This is a genomic window from Mycobacterium sp. TH-M103, assembly GCF_057473785.1.
Genome location: NZ_JBYCLG010000251.1, coordinates 1 through 14,790 on the forward strand (window position 1 = coordinate 1; position 14,790 = coordinate 14,790).

Below are 14,790 nucleotides of genomic sequence, written 5' to 3' on the forward strand. Positions count from 1 at the left end.
GGTAGCTGCGCAGCCACGCCGCGAGCTGCGCCCGGTGTTCGGCGTTGTCGTGGGTCTCGGCCAGCGGAACCTGATGCGCCCGCCAGGTGCCCTCGACTTTTTTCCCGTCGACCGTCTTCGGGCCGGTCCAGCCCTTGGGGGTGCGCAGCACGATCATCGGCCATACGGGCCGCTCCGGCTGGCCGCCGCGGCGCGCCCCGGCCTGGATACCGGTGATGTCGTCGAAAGCGTCGTCCAGGGCGGCGGCCAGCTGCCGGTGCACGTCGGCCGGGTCGTCCCCGGCGACCGTGATCGGCCGGTAGCCGTAGCCGCTGAGCAGCGACTCAAGCTCCGCGTGTGGAATCCGGGACAGCACGGTCGGATTGGCGATCTTGTAGCCGTTGAGGTGCAGGATCGGCAACACGGCCCCGTCGAGGGCCGGGTTGAGGAATTTGTTCGAGTGCCAGCTGGTGGCCAGCGGCCCGGTCTCGGCCTCGCCGTCCCCGATCACGCAGGCGACCACCAGGTCGGGGTTGTCGAAAGCGGCGCCGTAGGCATGCACCAGCGCGTAGCCCAGTTCGCCGCCCTCGTGGATGGATCCCGGCGTCTGGGCAGCCACGTGGCTGGGGATGCCGCCGGGGAAGGAGAACTGCCGGAACAGCTTGCGCAGTCCCTCGGCGTCCTCCTCGATGCCCGTGTACACCTCGCTGTAGGTGCCTTCCAGGTAGGCGTTGGCCACCAGACCCGGGCCGCCGTGCCCGGGCCCGGTGACGTAGATGAGGTTGGCGTCGCGGTTGCGGATGATGCGGTTGAGGTGCGCGTAGATCAGGTTCAGCCCGGGCGTGGTGCCCCAGTGGCCGAGCAGCCGGGGTTTGACGTGGCGGGCTTCCAGCGGTTCGGTCAGTAGCGGATTGTCCAGCAGGTAGATCTGCCCGACGGACAGGTAGTTGGCGGCGCGCCAGTACCTGTCGATGAGGGTCAGTTCGTCGTCGGACAGGGATTCGGGTACGGCTGGGGTCATTGCTCCGGTTTCCAGACTCACCCAGCCGATTGTCCACGCCTCAGGTGAACAGTGCCTACCCGTCACCGCGGGCCCGGGCCTCGTAGGCCCGCCGCCCTTCGACGTCGACATCGTCGGTGAAGACGTGTTCGCCGCCGAGCACCCGGTTGATGCCCTCGGCCAGCGCGCGGGGCAAGAACTTCTGCGACGCGATGATCGCGCCGGCCAGCCGGGTGACCCGCACCCGCGGCTTCGGGCGGGCCACCAGGTCGACGATCGCGTCGGCGATGTCGGCGGGCTCGGCGTTCTTGATCCCCGTGGCCCCCGAGGTTCCGGCGATGAGTTCGGTGTTGACGAACGTCGGCATCACCACCGAGAACTTCACGCCGGTCCGCCGGTGCTCGATGCGGGCCGCATCGGTGAAACCGATCACCGCGTGCTTGCTGGCGCAGTAGGTGGCCGCCCCGGCCAGGTACGTCTCCCCGGCCAGCGACGCGACGTTGATCACGTGGCCGCAGCCCCGGGCGGCCATGCGCTGCGCCGCCAGCTTGCTGCCCAGGATCACACCGTAGACGTTGATGTCGAGGATGCGCCGGGTTACCGCGTCGGGTTCGTCGACGATGCGGCCCAGCGGCATGATGCCCGCGTTGTTGACCAGCACGTCGATCGGGCCGAGTTGGCGTTCGACCTCGTCGAGGAAATCGGCGAACGAGTGCGGGTCGGTGACGTCGAGTTTGCCGTAGACGTCGAGGCCGAGGGCGGCGCCCGACTCCTTGACCCGCACCTCGTCGACGTCGCCGATCGCCACCCGGGCGCCCAGGTTGTGCAGGGCCGTGGCGGTCGCCAGCCCGATGCCGCGGGCGCCGCCGGTGATCACGACGACCTTGCCGCGGACCTTGATGCCGAGGGCTGCCGTGTCTGCCATGAGACGAGCACAGCACTGTGCGCCGCGCCGCGCAAACCACGTTCAGGACGGGCCGGACGGCGACATTTGCCGGAGTATCTGTTCGGCGGTACGCCGTCCGCTCACCAGCGCGCCCTGGATGGAGGCGGTGTCACGGTGGTCGCCACACCACCACAGGCCCTCGCGGATGCGCACGGGGCGGCGCACGCGCAGCGGCGGCGGCTGAGCCGGTAGTGCGTCGGGAATGACGTGGCGTTGCAGCAGCCGCCAGCCGCGGCCGTCGGCGCCCAGGACGTCGGCGGCATGGCGCCGCGTCGCGTCCTCCTCGGGCGGCTCTCCCTCCGCCGTCAGCAGCGCCGACGCGCAGATCAGATGGCGCCCCGGCGGGGCATAGCTGGGTGCGGCGGCGCTGATGACGGCGGTGTTGAGTACCGGTCCGGGCGGCCGGGGTCGCCCGTCGACCCAGAGCATCGGCAGCGTGCTGGGCGCCTCGTCGGCGGCCCACCAGTCGGTCACGACGCCGCGCATGGCCGGCGGCGGATGGCCGGTCAGCGCCGCGGCCGCCACCGGATCGATGGCCACCACGACGTCGCGGGCGCGCGCGACGGCGTCGGGAGCCCGTACCGTCCACCGGTTCCCGTCACGCTCGACGTGGGTCACCCTGCGGCCCAAGGTGATTCGGCTTGTCAGCGGCCGAGCGAGCTGTTGCGGCAGTGCGTGCATGCCGTCGGCCGGCAGGCCGGGCACCCCGAGCACGAACATGCGGGCCAGCAGCAGGCAGAACGCGTTGGAGGTGGCGCCGGTGTCCTCGAGCACGACACCGGCGAGGAAGCGGTCGACGACCCGGCGCAGTTCGCCGCGGGCGCCGCAGCGGTCCAGCCGCTCGCGCACGGCGCCGTCGCCGTGCCCGGATTTGACGGTGTGCGGTCGCAACGCCCCGGCCGCCCAGCGCCCGAGCCCGATGGCTTCGCGGGGCCGGATAATGCCCGAGGCGAGCATCTTCGGTATCCGCGCCGGCTCGCGCAGCGGATGGGCCAGCACCGCCGCGTCGCGCTCGCGCCGCACCGCCACCCCGGCGGCGAACGGTTGCAGGCGCAGGGCGTCGAGGTCGACGCAGGCTGCGAGCTCCGGATAGGCCGGGTTGAGCACCTGGAAGCCGCGGTCGCACCGGAAGCCGTCGACCACATCGGTGCGGATGCGGCCACCGACGTCGTCGCCGGCTTCCCACACCCGCACCTCGCGGCCCGCGGCGGCCAGCACGCCGGCACAACGCAACCCGGCCAGGCCCGCGCCGATGACCAGCACCTCGACGTCGTCGTCGGTCACCGCGTCACCAACCCATCGATCGGGGACCGCCTTTGAACGGACCGGTGATCCAGCTGGTGATCCAGCCACCGTAGAAATCACCCGGCTGCGGCACGACGACCTCGCCGTTGACGGTGCACCGGTCGACCCGCGAAGCCATCACCGCGACCATGCCGGCGATCGACGCGAACGCGGGTGTCGGGCTCGGATAGGTCCACGCCGCCTTCGGGGCGACGGCGTTGCCGTCGACGACGTCGTAGTAGGCGGCCTGACCTTTCCATTCGCACCACGAGCTGCCGGACACCGGGCGCAACGCCCTGGCGGTGAACGCGTCGCGGGGAAGGTAGTAGGTGGGTGGGTGGCTGGTTTCGAGCACCCGAAGGGCCCGCGAGGCCGACGCCACCACCTCACCGCCGAGCTCGACGGTGATGGCACCGGTGAAGGGCTCGATCCGGGGCGGCCGCGGATAGTCCCACACGTTTTCCGGCTGCGGGGCGTCGCGTTGGCGTTGGCGAGTCATGCCCGGGTCCCGGGGCGGGCGGTCACGTCGCGGGCCGGCAACACGAAGCCCACGGTACGCCGGGCGGGCGCGTGCCCGGGCGGGTTACCGCAGGCTCAGCCAGACCAGGCTGGCGCCGCCGACCACGGCGCAGTAGATGGCGAACGGCGTGAGCGTGCGGGTCTCGAAGTAACTGGTGAGGTACCGCACGGCGAAGTAGGCGCTGACGAACGATGCGATGCTGCCGGCCACGACCTGGCCGAAGATGCCCTCGCCCAGCGGCCCGAACAACTCCGGGATCTTGTACAGCCCGGCGGCCAGGATGATCGGCGTCGCCAGCAGGAAGGAGAAGCGGGCGGCGTCTTCGTGCGACAGGCCGCGCCACAGCCCGGCCACGATGGTGATGCCCGAGCGGCTGATGCCGGGGAACAGCGCGAGGATCTGGGCGCACCCGATAAGCACACCGCGGCCCAGCGGCAGGCGGCCGAGCCGGTCGTCGACGGCCTCGCCGCCGTGGGCCTGCGCCGCCTCGGCGGCCGGGCCCGCCGGTGCGGGGGCGAGGCGGCGACGCAGCACCTCGCCGGCATAAAGGGCGAAGCCGTTCAGCAGCAGGAACGCCGCCGACGGGATGGGTTTGCCCAGTGTCGTGCGGAATGTCGATTCCAGCAGCAGCCCGGCCAGCCCCACCGGGATGGTGGCCGCCACCAGCAGCCAGGCCAGCCGCTCGCCCGAGGTCTGGATGCGGCGATGCCGCACCGACGACACCAGTCCGGCCACGATGCGCACCCAGTCCCGCCAGAAGAACACCAGCAGGGCGGCGGCGGTCGCGACGTGCAGACCGACTATGAAGGCCAGGTACGGCGACTTCGGGGCGGAGACGTTGAGGTCCTGCGCCCACCGCCCCCCGATCAGCGCCGGGACCAGCACCGAGTGGCCGAGGCTGGATACCGGGAACAACTCGGTGACGCCCTGGAAAGCGCCGACCACCACGGCCTCGAGGTAGCTCAAGTGCGCGCTCACGCCTGGGATGCCCCCCATCGGCTCCATCGGAATTGTGTCGACAGGTACGGCTTCGCGCACCGGCCTGTGACGTTAGTCGACGCCGCCCGCACCCGGCCCACCGACCGGGGATCGCGACGGGCGCATCGAAGCCGGCGACCGGTCCCGACTGTACGGTGTGCAGATGGCCGACGGGTTGCTCGACGCCGTGCGCGTCCTCGACTTGTCCACGGGGGACGCCGACGCGGTGACCCGCCTGTTCGCCGATCTGGGCGCCGACGTCCTCAAGGTCGAGACGCCGGGCGGGAGCCCGGAACGCGAGGCGCTGCCGACGCTGGGCGGTGCCGGCGTGGCGTTCGCGATGCACAACGCCAACAAGCGCGCCACGGTGCTGGACCCGTACGACGACGGCGACTGCGACCGCTTCCACGAACTGGTCGCGGGCGCCGACATCGTCGTCGACAGCGGCCCCGAAGGGCTGGCCGCCGCGTTCGGGACCTCCGCCGCGCACCTGGCCGCCCACCACCAGCAGCTGGTCGTGGTCTCGATCACCGACTTCGGTGCCACGGGGCCGCGGTCGTCGTGGCGGGCCACCGATCCGGTGCTGTACGCGATGGGCGGCTCGCTGTCGCGGTCGGGGCCTCCCACCGGCACCCCGGTGCTGCCGCCGGACGGCATCGCCTCGGCGACCGCCGCCGTGCAGGCCGCATGGGCCACACTCGTCGCGTACTACAACCGGTTGCGTTGCGGCACAGGCGAATACATCGACTTCTCCCGGTTCGACGCCGTCGTCATGTCACTGGACCCCGCGTTCGGCGCGCACGGGCAGGCCGCGGCCGGGATCCGTCGCGCGGGGCGGTGGCGCGGGCGCCCGAGGAACCAGGACGCCTACCCGATCCATGCCTGCAAGGACGGCTACGTCCGGTTGTGCGTGATGGCGCCGCGGCAATGGCGCGGCCTGCGGCGCTGGCTGGGGGAGCCGGAGGCCTTCCAGGACCCCCGCTACGACGTGATCGGCGAGCGGTTCGCGGCCTGGCCGGAGATCGGGGTGCTGATCGAGGCCTTGTTCGCCGATCAGACCATGGCAGAGCTGGTGGCCGCCGGCCAAGAGCACGGGGTGCCGATCGCCGCGGTGCTGACGCCGTCGCAGATCCTGGCCTCCGACCATTTCGAGGCGGTCGGCGCGATCACCGACGCGGAACTGGCTCACGGCGTGCGCGCCCGGGTGCCGAACGGCTATTTCGTCGTCGACGGGCAGCGCGCCGGGTACCGCACCGCGGCCCCCGCGGCCGGGCAGGACGAACCGTACTGGCGCGCCAACCCGGCGGTGGTGACGTCGCCGTCCGGCCGGATCGGCGACTATCCGTTCGCGGGGCTGCGCATCCTCGACCTGGGTGTCATCGTCGCCGGCGGCGAGCTGAGCCGGTTGTTCGGCGACATGGGCGCCGAGATCGTCAAGATCGAAAGCGCCGACTATCCCGACGGGCTGCGCCAGGCCCGCGCCGGCGAGGCGATGAGCGAGTCGTTCGCCTGGACCCACCGCAACAACCTGGGCTTCGGCCTAAACCTGCGCAGCGCCGAGGGCAACCGGATCTTCCGCCGCCTCGTCGCCGAGGCGGACGCGGTCTTCGCCAACTTCAAGCCTGGAACCCTTGCCTCCCTTGGGTTTTCGTACGAGGAACTGCGCGCTGCAAACCCGCGTGTCGTGCTCGCGGAGAGCAGCGCCTACGGCGACAGCGGGCCGTGGAGCGCCCGCCTGGGCTACGGCCCGCTGGTGCGGGCGACCACCGGCGTCACCCGGCTCTGGACACCGGCCGACCCCGACGAAGGGGCCGGGGCCGCCCGGCACGCCTTCTACGACGCGACGACGATATTTCCCGACCACGTTGTCGGCCGGGTCACCGCCATCGCGGCGCTGGCGGCGCTGATCCACCGCGACCGGACCGGCGGCGGGGCGCACGTGCACATCTCCCAGGCCGAGGTCGTGGTGAACCAGCTCGACACCCTCTACGTCACCCGGGCCGCGCTGGCCGCCGGCCTGGCCCGAATCCACGAGGACACCGCCCTGCACGCCGTCTACCCGTGTGCGGGCGACGACGAATGGTGCGTCATCTCCATCCGGGACGACGACGAATGGCGCTGCATAGCTTCGGCTTTCGACCGCCCACAGTGGGCCGAGGACCAGCGCTTCGCCACCGGCGAGGCGCGCCTGGCCAACCGGCGCGAGCTGGTGGAGCTGGTCTCCTCCTGGACCCGCACCCGCACCCCGGCGCGGGTCGCCCAACTGCTGCAGTCGGCCGGGGTCGCCGCCGGACCGATGAACCGCCCCCCGGACCTCCTCGAGGACCAGCAGCTGCGAGACCGGAAACTGTTCGCCGAGATGGTGCATCCGCTCATCGAACGTCGGCTGCCGGCCGAGACCGGCCCGGCCCCGTTCGGGCACATTCCGCCGGCCCGCCAGCGCCCCGCGCCGCAACCCGGGCAGGACACCCGCGTGATCTGCCGGGAGTTGCTGGGGATGAGCGACGCGGAGACCGAGCGGCTGATCACCGACGGCGTGCTGTTCGGTCCGGCGTGATGCCGGGCGGGCCATCAGCGACCGCGGGCGTTCGCCACGCTAGGTTCGGTCTATGACCGTCGACCCCAGGACACCGGTGTTGGTCGGCTACGGCCAGGTCAACCACCACGACGAGATCGACCCGCACCGGCGGTCCGTCGAACCGGTGGACCTGATGGCCGCCGCGGCCGGGCAGGCCGCCGAGGCCCGGGTGATCGAGGCGGTGGACTCCGTTCGCGTGGTCAACGTGCTGTCGGCCCGCTATCGCGATCCCGGCCTGCTGCTCGGGCAGCGGATCGGCGCCGCGAACTTCACCACCCTGTACAGCCCGATCGGCGGCAACGTGCCGCAATCGCTGGTCAACCAGGCCTGCCTGGACATTCAGCGGGGCAACGCCGGGGTGGTGCTGCTCGCCGGCGCCGAGACCTGGCGCACCAGAACCGGGCTGAAGTCGCTGGGCGGCAGGCTGGTGTGGACAGTGCAGGACGAATCCGTGCCGATGGCGGAGGTCAGCGGCGAGGATGTCCCCATGGCCGGCGAGGCCGAGCTCAGGATCCGGCTCGACCGCCCGGCGTACGTCTACCCGCTGTTCGAGCAGTCGCTGCGCATCGCCAACGGCGAGTCGATCGAGGACCACGCCGAGCGGATCGGGCGGCTGTGGGCCCGTTTCAACGCCGTCGCGGTCGGCAACCCCCACGCCTGGATCCGCACCCCGATGACCGCCGAGGAGATCCGGCAACCCGGGCCGCGGAACCGCATGGTCAGCTGGCCGTACACGAAGCTGCTGAACTCGAACAACATGGTCGACCAGGGGGCCGCGCTGGTACTGACCTCGGTGGAGCAGGCGAGGCGCCTGCAGATCCCCGCCGAACGGTGGGTGTACCCGCACGCGGGCACCGACGCCCACGACACTCCGGCCATCGCCGAGCGCGACGAGTTGCACCGGTCGCCGGCCATCCGGATCGCCGGGGCCCGGGCGCTCGAACTGGCCGGGCTCGGCGTCGACGACGTCGACTTCGTCGACCTGTACTCGTGTTTCCCCTCGGCGGTCCAGGTCGCCGCGGGCGAACTGGGGTTGAGCGTCGACGATCCGTCCCGCCCGCTCACCGTGACCGGCGGGCTGACCTTCGCCGGCGGCCCGTGGAGCAACTACGTCATGCACTCCATCGCCACCGCCGCCGAGTTGCTGGTGGCAAACCCCGGTCGGCGGGCGCTGATCACCGCCAACGGCGGCTACCTGACCAAGCACAGCATCGGTGTGTACGGCACCGAACCGCCGGACGAATTTCGGTGGGAGGACGTCCAGGCGGCGGTGGATCGGGAACCGACCCGCAAGGCGTTGGTGGAGTGGGACGGCGTCGGGACCGTCGAGGCGTGGACGACACCGTTCGACCGGGAGGGACGGCCGGAGAAGGCCTTCGTGGCCGTGCGCACGCCGGACGGGGCGCGCACCTTGGCGGTGATCGCCGATGCCGACGCCGCGGCGGCGACCGTGCGTGAGGACATCGGTGGCGCCGAGGTCGCCGTCGCCGCGGACGGCAGCGCCACCCTGCGGTAATTCTCAACCGCATCGCGGCAGACCAGGGCGCCGCGGATGCGGTAACGGTCGCGTAAGTGACGGCGACGTGCCTATTGTCGAGTGTGACGTTGGGAGGGGTGAGCCCAGTGCAGATCCTGGTTACCGACGCCACCGGCACAGTCGGGCGGCTGGTCGCGCGCCAGCTGCTGGCTGCCGGGCACAGCGTCACCGGTATCGCCGAGCGCCGGCACGCCGCCCTGGATCCGGGGGTGGAGTTCGTGCGCGCCCCGCTCAGCGACCCGGTGTTGCAGGAGCTGACCGACGAGGCCGACGCCGTGATCCACTTGGCCCCGGTCGATCCCACCGCACCCGGCAACGCGGACATCGGCGGGCTCGCCCGGGTTACCGACGCGGCGGCCCGCTCCGGGGCCCGCCTGCTGTTCGTGTCCCAGGCCGCGGGCCGGCCCGACCTGTACGAGCCGGCCGAGGCGCTGGTGGCCACGAGCTGGGGCCCGACGTTGGTGGTCCGGGCCGCCCCCCCCGTCGGCCGCCAGCTCGACTGGACGGTGTGCCGCACCGTGGCCACGCTGCTGCGCGCCAAGGTCTCCACCCAGCCGATCCGGGTGCTGCACATCGAGGATCTGGTGCGTTTCCTGGTGTCGTCGCTGAACACGGACCGGACCGGTGTGGTGGACCTGGCCACCCCGGACACCATCAACGTCGTCACCGCGTGGCGGCTGCTGCGGTCGGTGAACTCGCGGTCGCGTCTGCACCGGCTCCGCGGCTGGCCGCAGCTGGCTCCCGAAATGGATATCTCTGCAGCACAAGAGGATTGGATTTTCGAGTGCGGCTGGCAGGCGTTCGACGCGATCGCCGACACCGCGCGCGGGCTCGTCGGCCGCCGGCTCGAAGCCACCGGTGCGCCCGACCACGGAAGCCAATTGCCGCTGCCGGTCGAGGTTTTGCCGCGCCCGTCGGCCGACGAGTTGCCCAGCGCCGCACCCGAGGGCCTCGAGGGCGAGTTCGACGACCGGATCGACCTGCGGTTCCCGGTCTTCAGCGCGAGCACTCTCGCCGAGGCACTGCCCGGCCCGCTGACGCCGATCACCTTGGACGTCCAGATGAGTGGCCTGCGCACGGCCGGCCGGGTGCTGGGAGAGGTGCTCACGCTCGGCGGCGTGGTCGGCGACGAGTGGGGGAGCCGGGCCGTCGCGGTGTTCGGCCACCGCCCCTACATCGGTGTTTCGACGAACGTTCTTGCTGCCGAACAACTTCCGGGCTGGGACCGGGAGGCGGTCGTGCGGCGCACGCTGGCCGGTCGGACCCAGGTGCCCAACCTGCTGCCGTTCGGTGAGCCCCAGTTGGCCGGCGGAGCACTGGGCTCGGTCGCCAAAGCGATCGTCGCGGCGCGGTCACTGGCCCTGTTGCGTCACCTCAAAGCCGACACGCAGGCCTACAGCGCGGCCGCCGGGGCGGAGCAGTTGGACGCGGCGCAGCTGGCCGCGCTGCCGGATTCCGGCCTGGTAGTTCGGGTTCCGCTGTTGCGCGACCGAATTCACCAGGGTTGGACCCTGACGGCGCTCTGGCTCATCGACACCGGCGTCACGGCGGCGGCGCTGGAACACACCCAGGCGGGCGGCAGCGTGTCCGGAATAGGCATGATCATGGAAAGCAACCGCATCGCCGCCGAAACCGCCGAACTGGCGGCCGTGCTGCGCGACGACCCGCCGTTGTGCGCCCTGGCCCGGGAAGGGAACGTCGGCAGCATCCGCGCGTTGTCCCCTTCCGCCGCAGCCAAATTCGATGCCGCGATCGCCCGGATCGGGCACCGCGGGCCCGGCGATGCCGAACTGGCCGCGCGGGTCTTCGGCGACGACCCGGAGATGCTGCTACAGACCGCCGCCCATTTCGCCGCCGCCGCGCCGCACGACCCGGAGGCAACGTCGGCGACCCTCGCACAACGCCTTGCCGATGCCGCCCGCGGCTCGCGGGAACTGGCCCACGACACCACTCTGCGATTCACCCACCAGCTTCGGCTGACGTTGCGGGAGTTGGGATCTCGGCGTGTCGACGCCGACCTGCTCGATGTCGCCGACGACGTGTTCTACCTGACCTGCGACGAACTGGTCAGCGTCCCGGCCGACGCCCGGTTGCGGGTCAAACGCCGCCGCGCCGAACGGGAACGCCTGCAGGCCCAGCGCCCGCCCGAGGTCATCGACGGAAAGTGGACGCCCGTCGATCAGGACCCGGATTGCACGGACGCCCCGGCGGAGAACGAGTGATCGCTCCCGTTCAACTCAGTAGTCCGCGCAGAAAGAGCGCGTTGCGCACGGCGTGACCACCCAGGTCGTTGTTGAAGTACATCCACACGTCGCGGCCGTCGACGTCCCATTCCGTTATGTGCGCCACCCACCGCCGCAACTCCGCTTGCGGATACGAGCCCGCATACATCGCGTCCGGATCCGGCCCGTGCATCCGTACGTACACCAAATCCGTGGTGGCCCGCGGGATACACGGCAGACCGGCTCCGCTCATCACCACGTAGGCGGCCCGTCGGCTTTCCAGCAGCGCGAACACCGCCGCGTCGTTCCAGGTGGGGTGCCGCAACTCGACGGCCACCCGGATCGACGGCGGCATGGCTTGCAGGAAGGCGTCCAGGCGCGCGTCATCGCGCTGCTGTGCGGGATGCAGTTGGACCAGCAGCACGCCGTGGCGGTCACCGAGCAGATTCCAGCAGCGTTCGAACCGTTCGATCCAGGGCTCCGGCGAGGCCAGCCGACGGTAGTGCGTGAGCCCGCGGTGCGCCTTGACCGACATGGTGAAGCCCGCCGGCAACTGATCGCGCCACGCCGCGAACGTCGCATCCTTGGGCCACCGGTAAAAACTCGCGTTCAGCTCGACGGTGTCGAAAACCTCGGCATAGCGCGCCAACCGGCGCGCGGCCGGCAGACCGGGCGGGTAGAGCACATCCACCCAGTGGTTGTAGGACCATCCGGACGTGCCGATCCGAACGGTCACCGCCGGGTCAACCGGTCACCTGCCGGCGCACGTCGTCGTCCAGCGACACCCTGACGAGCGCTGCCGCCAGCCGCGAACAGCTGCGCGGCGCAAGGTCTTTGAGCTCGCCGGGCGTGGTGGGCAAACCCAGATCCTTTGCCGCGCCGGTGGCGCGGTCATCGTAGTACGGCTTCACCCACGGCCAGACGTCCTGCACCTCGCGTAGGTAGACGTCGGCGCCGGTGTCGCCGATTCCCTTGAACGTCTTGAGCAGACGCTTTGCCGCGGCCGCGTCGTGCTCGCTGCGCCCGGCGAGCTCGCGCAGATCACCGGAATACTCGTCGCGCACCTTCTCGGCCATCTCGGTCAGCCGGGTGGCCGAACTCTCGTCGTAGCGGGCGTAACTCGCCCTGCCGAACGCGTCGATCATGGTCTGGCGATCCGCTTCCAGGACGGCCCGAGGCGTGCGCAGGCCGGCCTTGAACAGTTCCCGTGCGGCGCCCATGGCAATGGACGCGTCGATCGGCTTGCTGGCGAGCATGCACAGCACCAAGAGCTGGAACAGCGGCATCGGCTTGTCTTCGAGCTTGATGTCGGCCTCGGCCGCATAGGTGGTCCCGGCGACCTCGAGCAGCCGGCGCGACACTTTCTTCGGCCCGTCCATGTCACGTCGCGTACCCGCACCGTGCCCGGGCAAACGACGCGGTCATTTGGGCGGCAGACCGCGCGCATACCCCACCGCGCGGTCGACCCAGGTGCGGAGCTGGCGTGCGGTCCGCACGCCGGGGGTGTCGACGCGCAGCCAGCCGCGAGTCTCGCGCCCGGCCATCACCATGGGGCCGACATGCGCGCGCCCCGCCAGTTGGTCGGTGTCGCCCGGCGGCACCCGCACCAGCAGGCCACCCTGGCCGCTGACGGCCACGCACATTCGATCAGGAACGCCAGACCGCCGAACATCCACTTCTCCTCGATGCCCCGCTCGGCGCCGAGGAGTTCGCGGATCCCGTCGGCCAGGCCTTCGTCGTAGGGCATGGGGCCGGTCTCAGTCCAGATCGATCCGGATGGTCAGCAGGTCGCTGCCCATCAGGCGCACGACCGCGCTGTTGAGTGGGGGCAGGTTTCCCAGCCGCTGCACCGGGTCGTCGTCGGGTAACGGGTGAGCCGTTCCATTGCGCCACTTACCGCCGAGGCGCACCCGCACGGCCGGGTTGGCCTTGATGTTGCGGACGTAGTCCGAATGCTCGCCGTGTTCGGAGACCATCCAGAACCGGTCGTCCACGACGCGCCCGCCGACGGCGGTGCGCCGGGGCTTTCCCGACTTGCGGCCGGTCGTCTCGATCATGGTCACCGGCAACTGCCGGCCCACCGGGTTGACAACGAGCCGTTGCACGCGATGCACGATCTGCCGTTTGAGGTTATTGAACGCCGGGCGTGACGCGGATGTCACGCCCGGCGTTGCGATCAGGCCGCCTGTGCGACGGTCCCGGTCACCGGTTCGAGCGCCTGCGCGACGATCTCGGCGACGTCGACCATCGGCCGCACGTCCAGGGTTTCGAGCACCTCCGCGGGCACGTCATCGAGGTCCGGCTCGTTGCGCGCCGGGATGAAAACCGTCGACAGGCCGGCACGTTGGGCGGCGAGCAGCTTCTGCTTCACCCCGCCGATCGGGAGCACCCGTCCGTTCAGGGTGACCTCGCCGGTCATGCCGACGTCGGAGCGCACCTGACGTCCGGTGGCCATCGACACCAGCGCGGTCACCATCGTGACGCCGGCAGACGGGCCGTCCTTGGGCACCGCACCGGCGGGCACATGCACGTGGATGCGCCGGTCCAGCGCCGTCGGGTCGACGCCCAGGGCCGCGGCGTGCGAGCGCACATAGGACAGCGCGATCTGCGCGGATTCCTTCATCACGTCGCCCAGCTGGCCGGTCAACTGCAACCCGGGCTCACCGTCGGTGGCGCCAGCCTCGATGTAGAGGACGTCGCCGCCCAGGCCGGTGACGGCCAGGCCGGTGGCCACGCCGGGCACCGCCGTGCGTTCGGCCGACTCGGGCGTGAACCGCGGGCGGCCCAGGTAGTCAACGAGATCCGGCTCGTCGACGGTGGTCGGCTCGGCGTTGTCCGCCAGCTTCGTCGCCACCTTGCGCAGCGCCTTGGCCAGCAGCCGTTCGAACTGCCGCACCCCCGGTTCGCGGGTGTAGTCGGCGGCGATCTTGCGCAGCGCGGCGTCGGTGACGGTCACCTCGTCGTCGCTCAGCGCCGCCCGTTCCCGCTGCCGGGGCAGCAGGTAGTCGCGCGCGATGGCCACCTTGTCGTCCTCGGTGTAGCCGTCGATCTCCACCAGTTCCATGCGGTCCAGCAGCGCCGACGGGACGTTCTCGATCACGTTGGCGGTGGCCAGGAACACGACGTCGGACAGGTCCAGGTCCAGATCGAGGTAGTGGTCCCGGAAGGTGTGGTTCTGCGCCGGGTCGAGGACCTCGAGCAGCGCCGCACTCGGGTCGCCGCGGTAGTCGGAGCCGACCTTGTCGATCTCGTCCAGCAGCACGACGGGATTCATCGAACCCGCCTCGCCGATGGCCCGCACGATCCGGCCCGGCAGCGCACCGACGTAGGTGCGCCGGTGTCCGCGGATCTCGGCTTCGTCGCGCACCCCGCCCAGGGCGACGCGCACGAACTTGCGGCCCAGCGCCCGCGCGACGCTCTCGCCCAGCGACGTCTTGCCGACGCCGGGCGGACCGGCCAGCACCATCACCGCGCCAGAGCCACGCCCACCGACGACCTGCAGCCCGCGCTGGGCGCGGCGCGCACGCACGGCCAGGTATTCCACGATGCGGTCCTTGACGTCGTCCAGCCCGTGATGGTCGGCGTCCAGGACCTCCCGCGCGGCCTTCAGATCCGTCAAATCCTCGGTGCGCACGTTCCACGGCAGGTCCAGCACGGTGTCCAGCCAGGTGCGGATCCAGCCGCTCTCCGGGCTCTGGTCGCTGGAGCGTTCCAGCTTGCCGACCTCGCGCAGCGCGGCCTCGCGC

General features: G+C 71.2%; 12 protein-coding genes and 1 pseudogene. 3 read left to right on the forward strand and 10 right to left on the reverse strand.

Features of this window, described 5'->3' with window-relative positions; all coding sequences use genetic code 11:
- The 5 genes from AC2VOR_RS14355 to AC2VOR_RS14375 all read right to left on the reverse strand — a co-directional run.
- The coding region (locus tag AC2VOR_RS14355) for a phosphoketolase family protein (RefSeq protein WP_486963989.1) at positions 1-1,021 on the reverse strand (1,021 nt) is incomplete at its 3' end.
- A 34-nt stretch (positions 1,022-1,055) separates the two neighbouring features.
- Positions 1,056-1,904, reverse strand: a complete 849-nt coding sequence (locus tag AC2VOR_RS14360; RefSeq protein ID WP_369738558.1) for an SDR family oxidoreductase — start codon at positions 1,902-1,904, stop codon at positions 1,056-1,058.
- A 42-nt stretch (positions 1,905-1,946) separates the two neighbouring features.
- Positions 1,947-3,209: an NAD(P)/FAD-dependent oxidoreductase gene (locus tag AC2VOR_RS14365; protein WP_369738559.1), complete on the reverse strand. Its 1,263-nt coding sequence runs from the start codon at positions 3,207-3,209 to the stop codon at positions 1,947-1,949.
- A gap of 4 nt (positions 3,210-3,213) precedes the next feature.
- A complete protein-coding gene (locus AC2VOR_RS14370) occupies positions 3,214-3,708 on the reverse strand; it encodes a DUF427 domain-containing protein (RefSeq protein WP_486963990.1) in 495 nt (164 codons plus the stop codon).
- Between the two features lie 84 nt (positions 3,709-3,792).
- A complete protein-coding gene (locus AC2VOR_RS14375) occupies positions 3,793-4,707 on the reverse strand; it encodes an undecaprenyl-diphosphate phosphatase (RefSeq protein ID WP_369738561.1) in 915 nt (304 codons plus the stop codon).
- Positions 4,708-4,864: 157 nt separating this feature from the next.
- Here AC2VOR_RS14375 and AC2VOR_RS14380 point away from each other — a divergent pair, with 157 nt between their 5' ends.
- The 3 genes from AC2VOR_RS14380 to AC2VOR_RS14390 all read left to right on the forward strand — a co-directional run bounded on the left by AC2VOR_RS14380 (position 4,865) and on the right by AC2VOR_RS14390 (position 11,044).
- Positions 4,865-7,264: a CoA transferase gene (locus AC2VOR_RS14380; protein ID WP_369738562.1), complete on the forward strand. Its 2,400-nt coding sequence runs from the start codon at positions 4,865-4,867 to the stop codon at positions 7,262-7,264.
- Positions 7,265-7,316: 52 nt separating this feature from the next.
- Positions 7,317-8,801: an acetyl-CoA acetyltransferase gene (locus AC2VOR_RS14385; RefSeq protein WP_369738563.1), complete on the forward strand. Its 1,485-nt coding sequence runs from the start codon at positions 7,317-7,319 to the stop codon at positions 8,799-8,801.
- A gap of 107 nt (positions 8,802-8,908) precedes the next feature.
- On the forward strand, positions 8,909-11,044 hold the full coding sequence (locus AC2VOR_RS14390; protein ID WP_369738564.1) for an NAD-dependent epimerase/dehydratase family protein: 2,136 nt from the start codon (positions 8,909-8,911) through the stop codon (positions 11,042-11,044).
- 10 nt (positions 11,045-11,054) lie between these two features.
- Here the strand turns inward: AC2VOR_RS14390 and AC2VOR_RS14395 are convergent, their stop codons facing one another.
- From AC2VOR_RS14395 to lon, 5 genes and pseudogenes are all read right to left on the reverse strand, one after another.
- The gene (locus AC2VOR_RS14395) at positions 11,055-11,780 is read right to left on the reverse strand and encodes a DUF72 domain-containing protein (RefSeq protein ID WP_369738565.1); all 726 of its coding nucleotides are present in this window, start codon (positions 11,778-11,780) and stop codon (positions 11,055-11,057) included.
- 7 nt (positions 11,781-11,787) lie between these two features.
- Complete coding sequence (locus AC2VOR_RS14400) at positions 11,788-12,423, reverse strand: HhH-GDP family DNA glycosylase (RefSeq protein WP_369738566.1); 636 nt, start codon at positions 12,421-12,423, stop codon at positions 11,788-11,790.
- A 42-nt stretch (positions 12,424-12,465) separates the two neighbouring features.
- Positions 12,466-12,791 (reverse strand): annotated as a pseudogene (locus tag AC2VOR_RS14405) (TfoX/Sxy family protein).
- Between the two features lie 10 nt (positions 12,792-12,801).
- Positions 12,802-13,206, reverse strand: a complete 405-nt coding sequence (locus AC2VOR_RS14410) for a nitroreductase family deazaflavin-dependent oxidoreductase (protein ID WP_369738567.1) — start codon at positions 13,204-13,206, stop codon at positions 12,802-12,804.
- Positions 13,207-13,220: 14 nt separating this feature from the next.
- The coding region (gene lon, locus AC2VOR_RS14415; protein WP_486963991.1) for an endopeptidase La at positions 13,221-14,790 on the reverse strand (1,570 nt) is incomplete at its 5' end.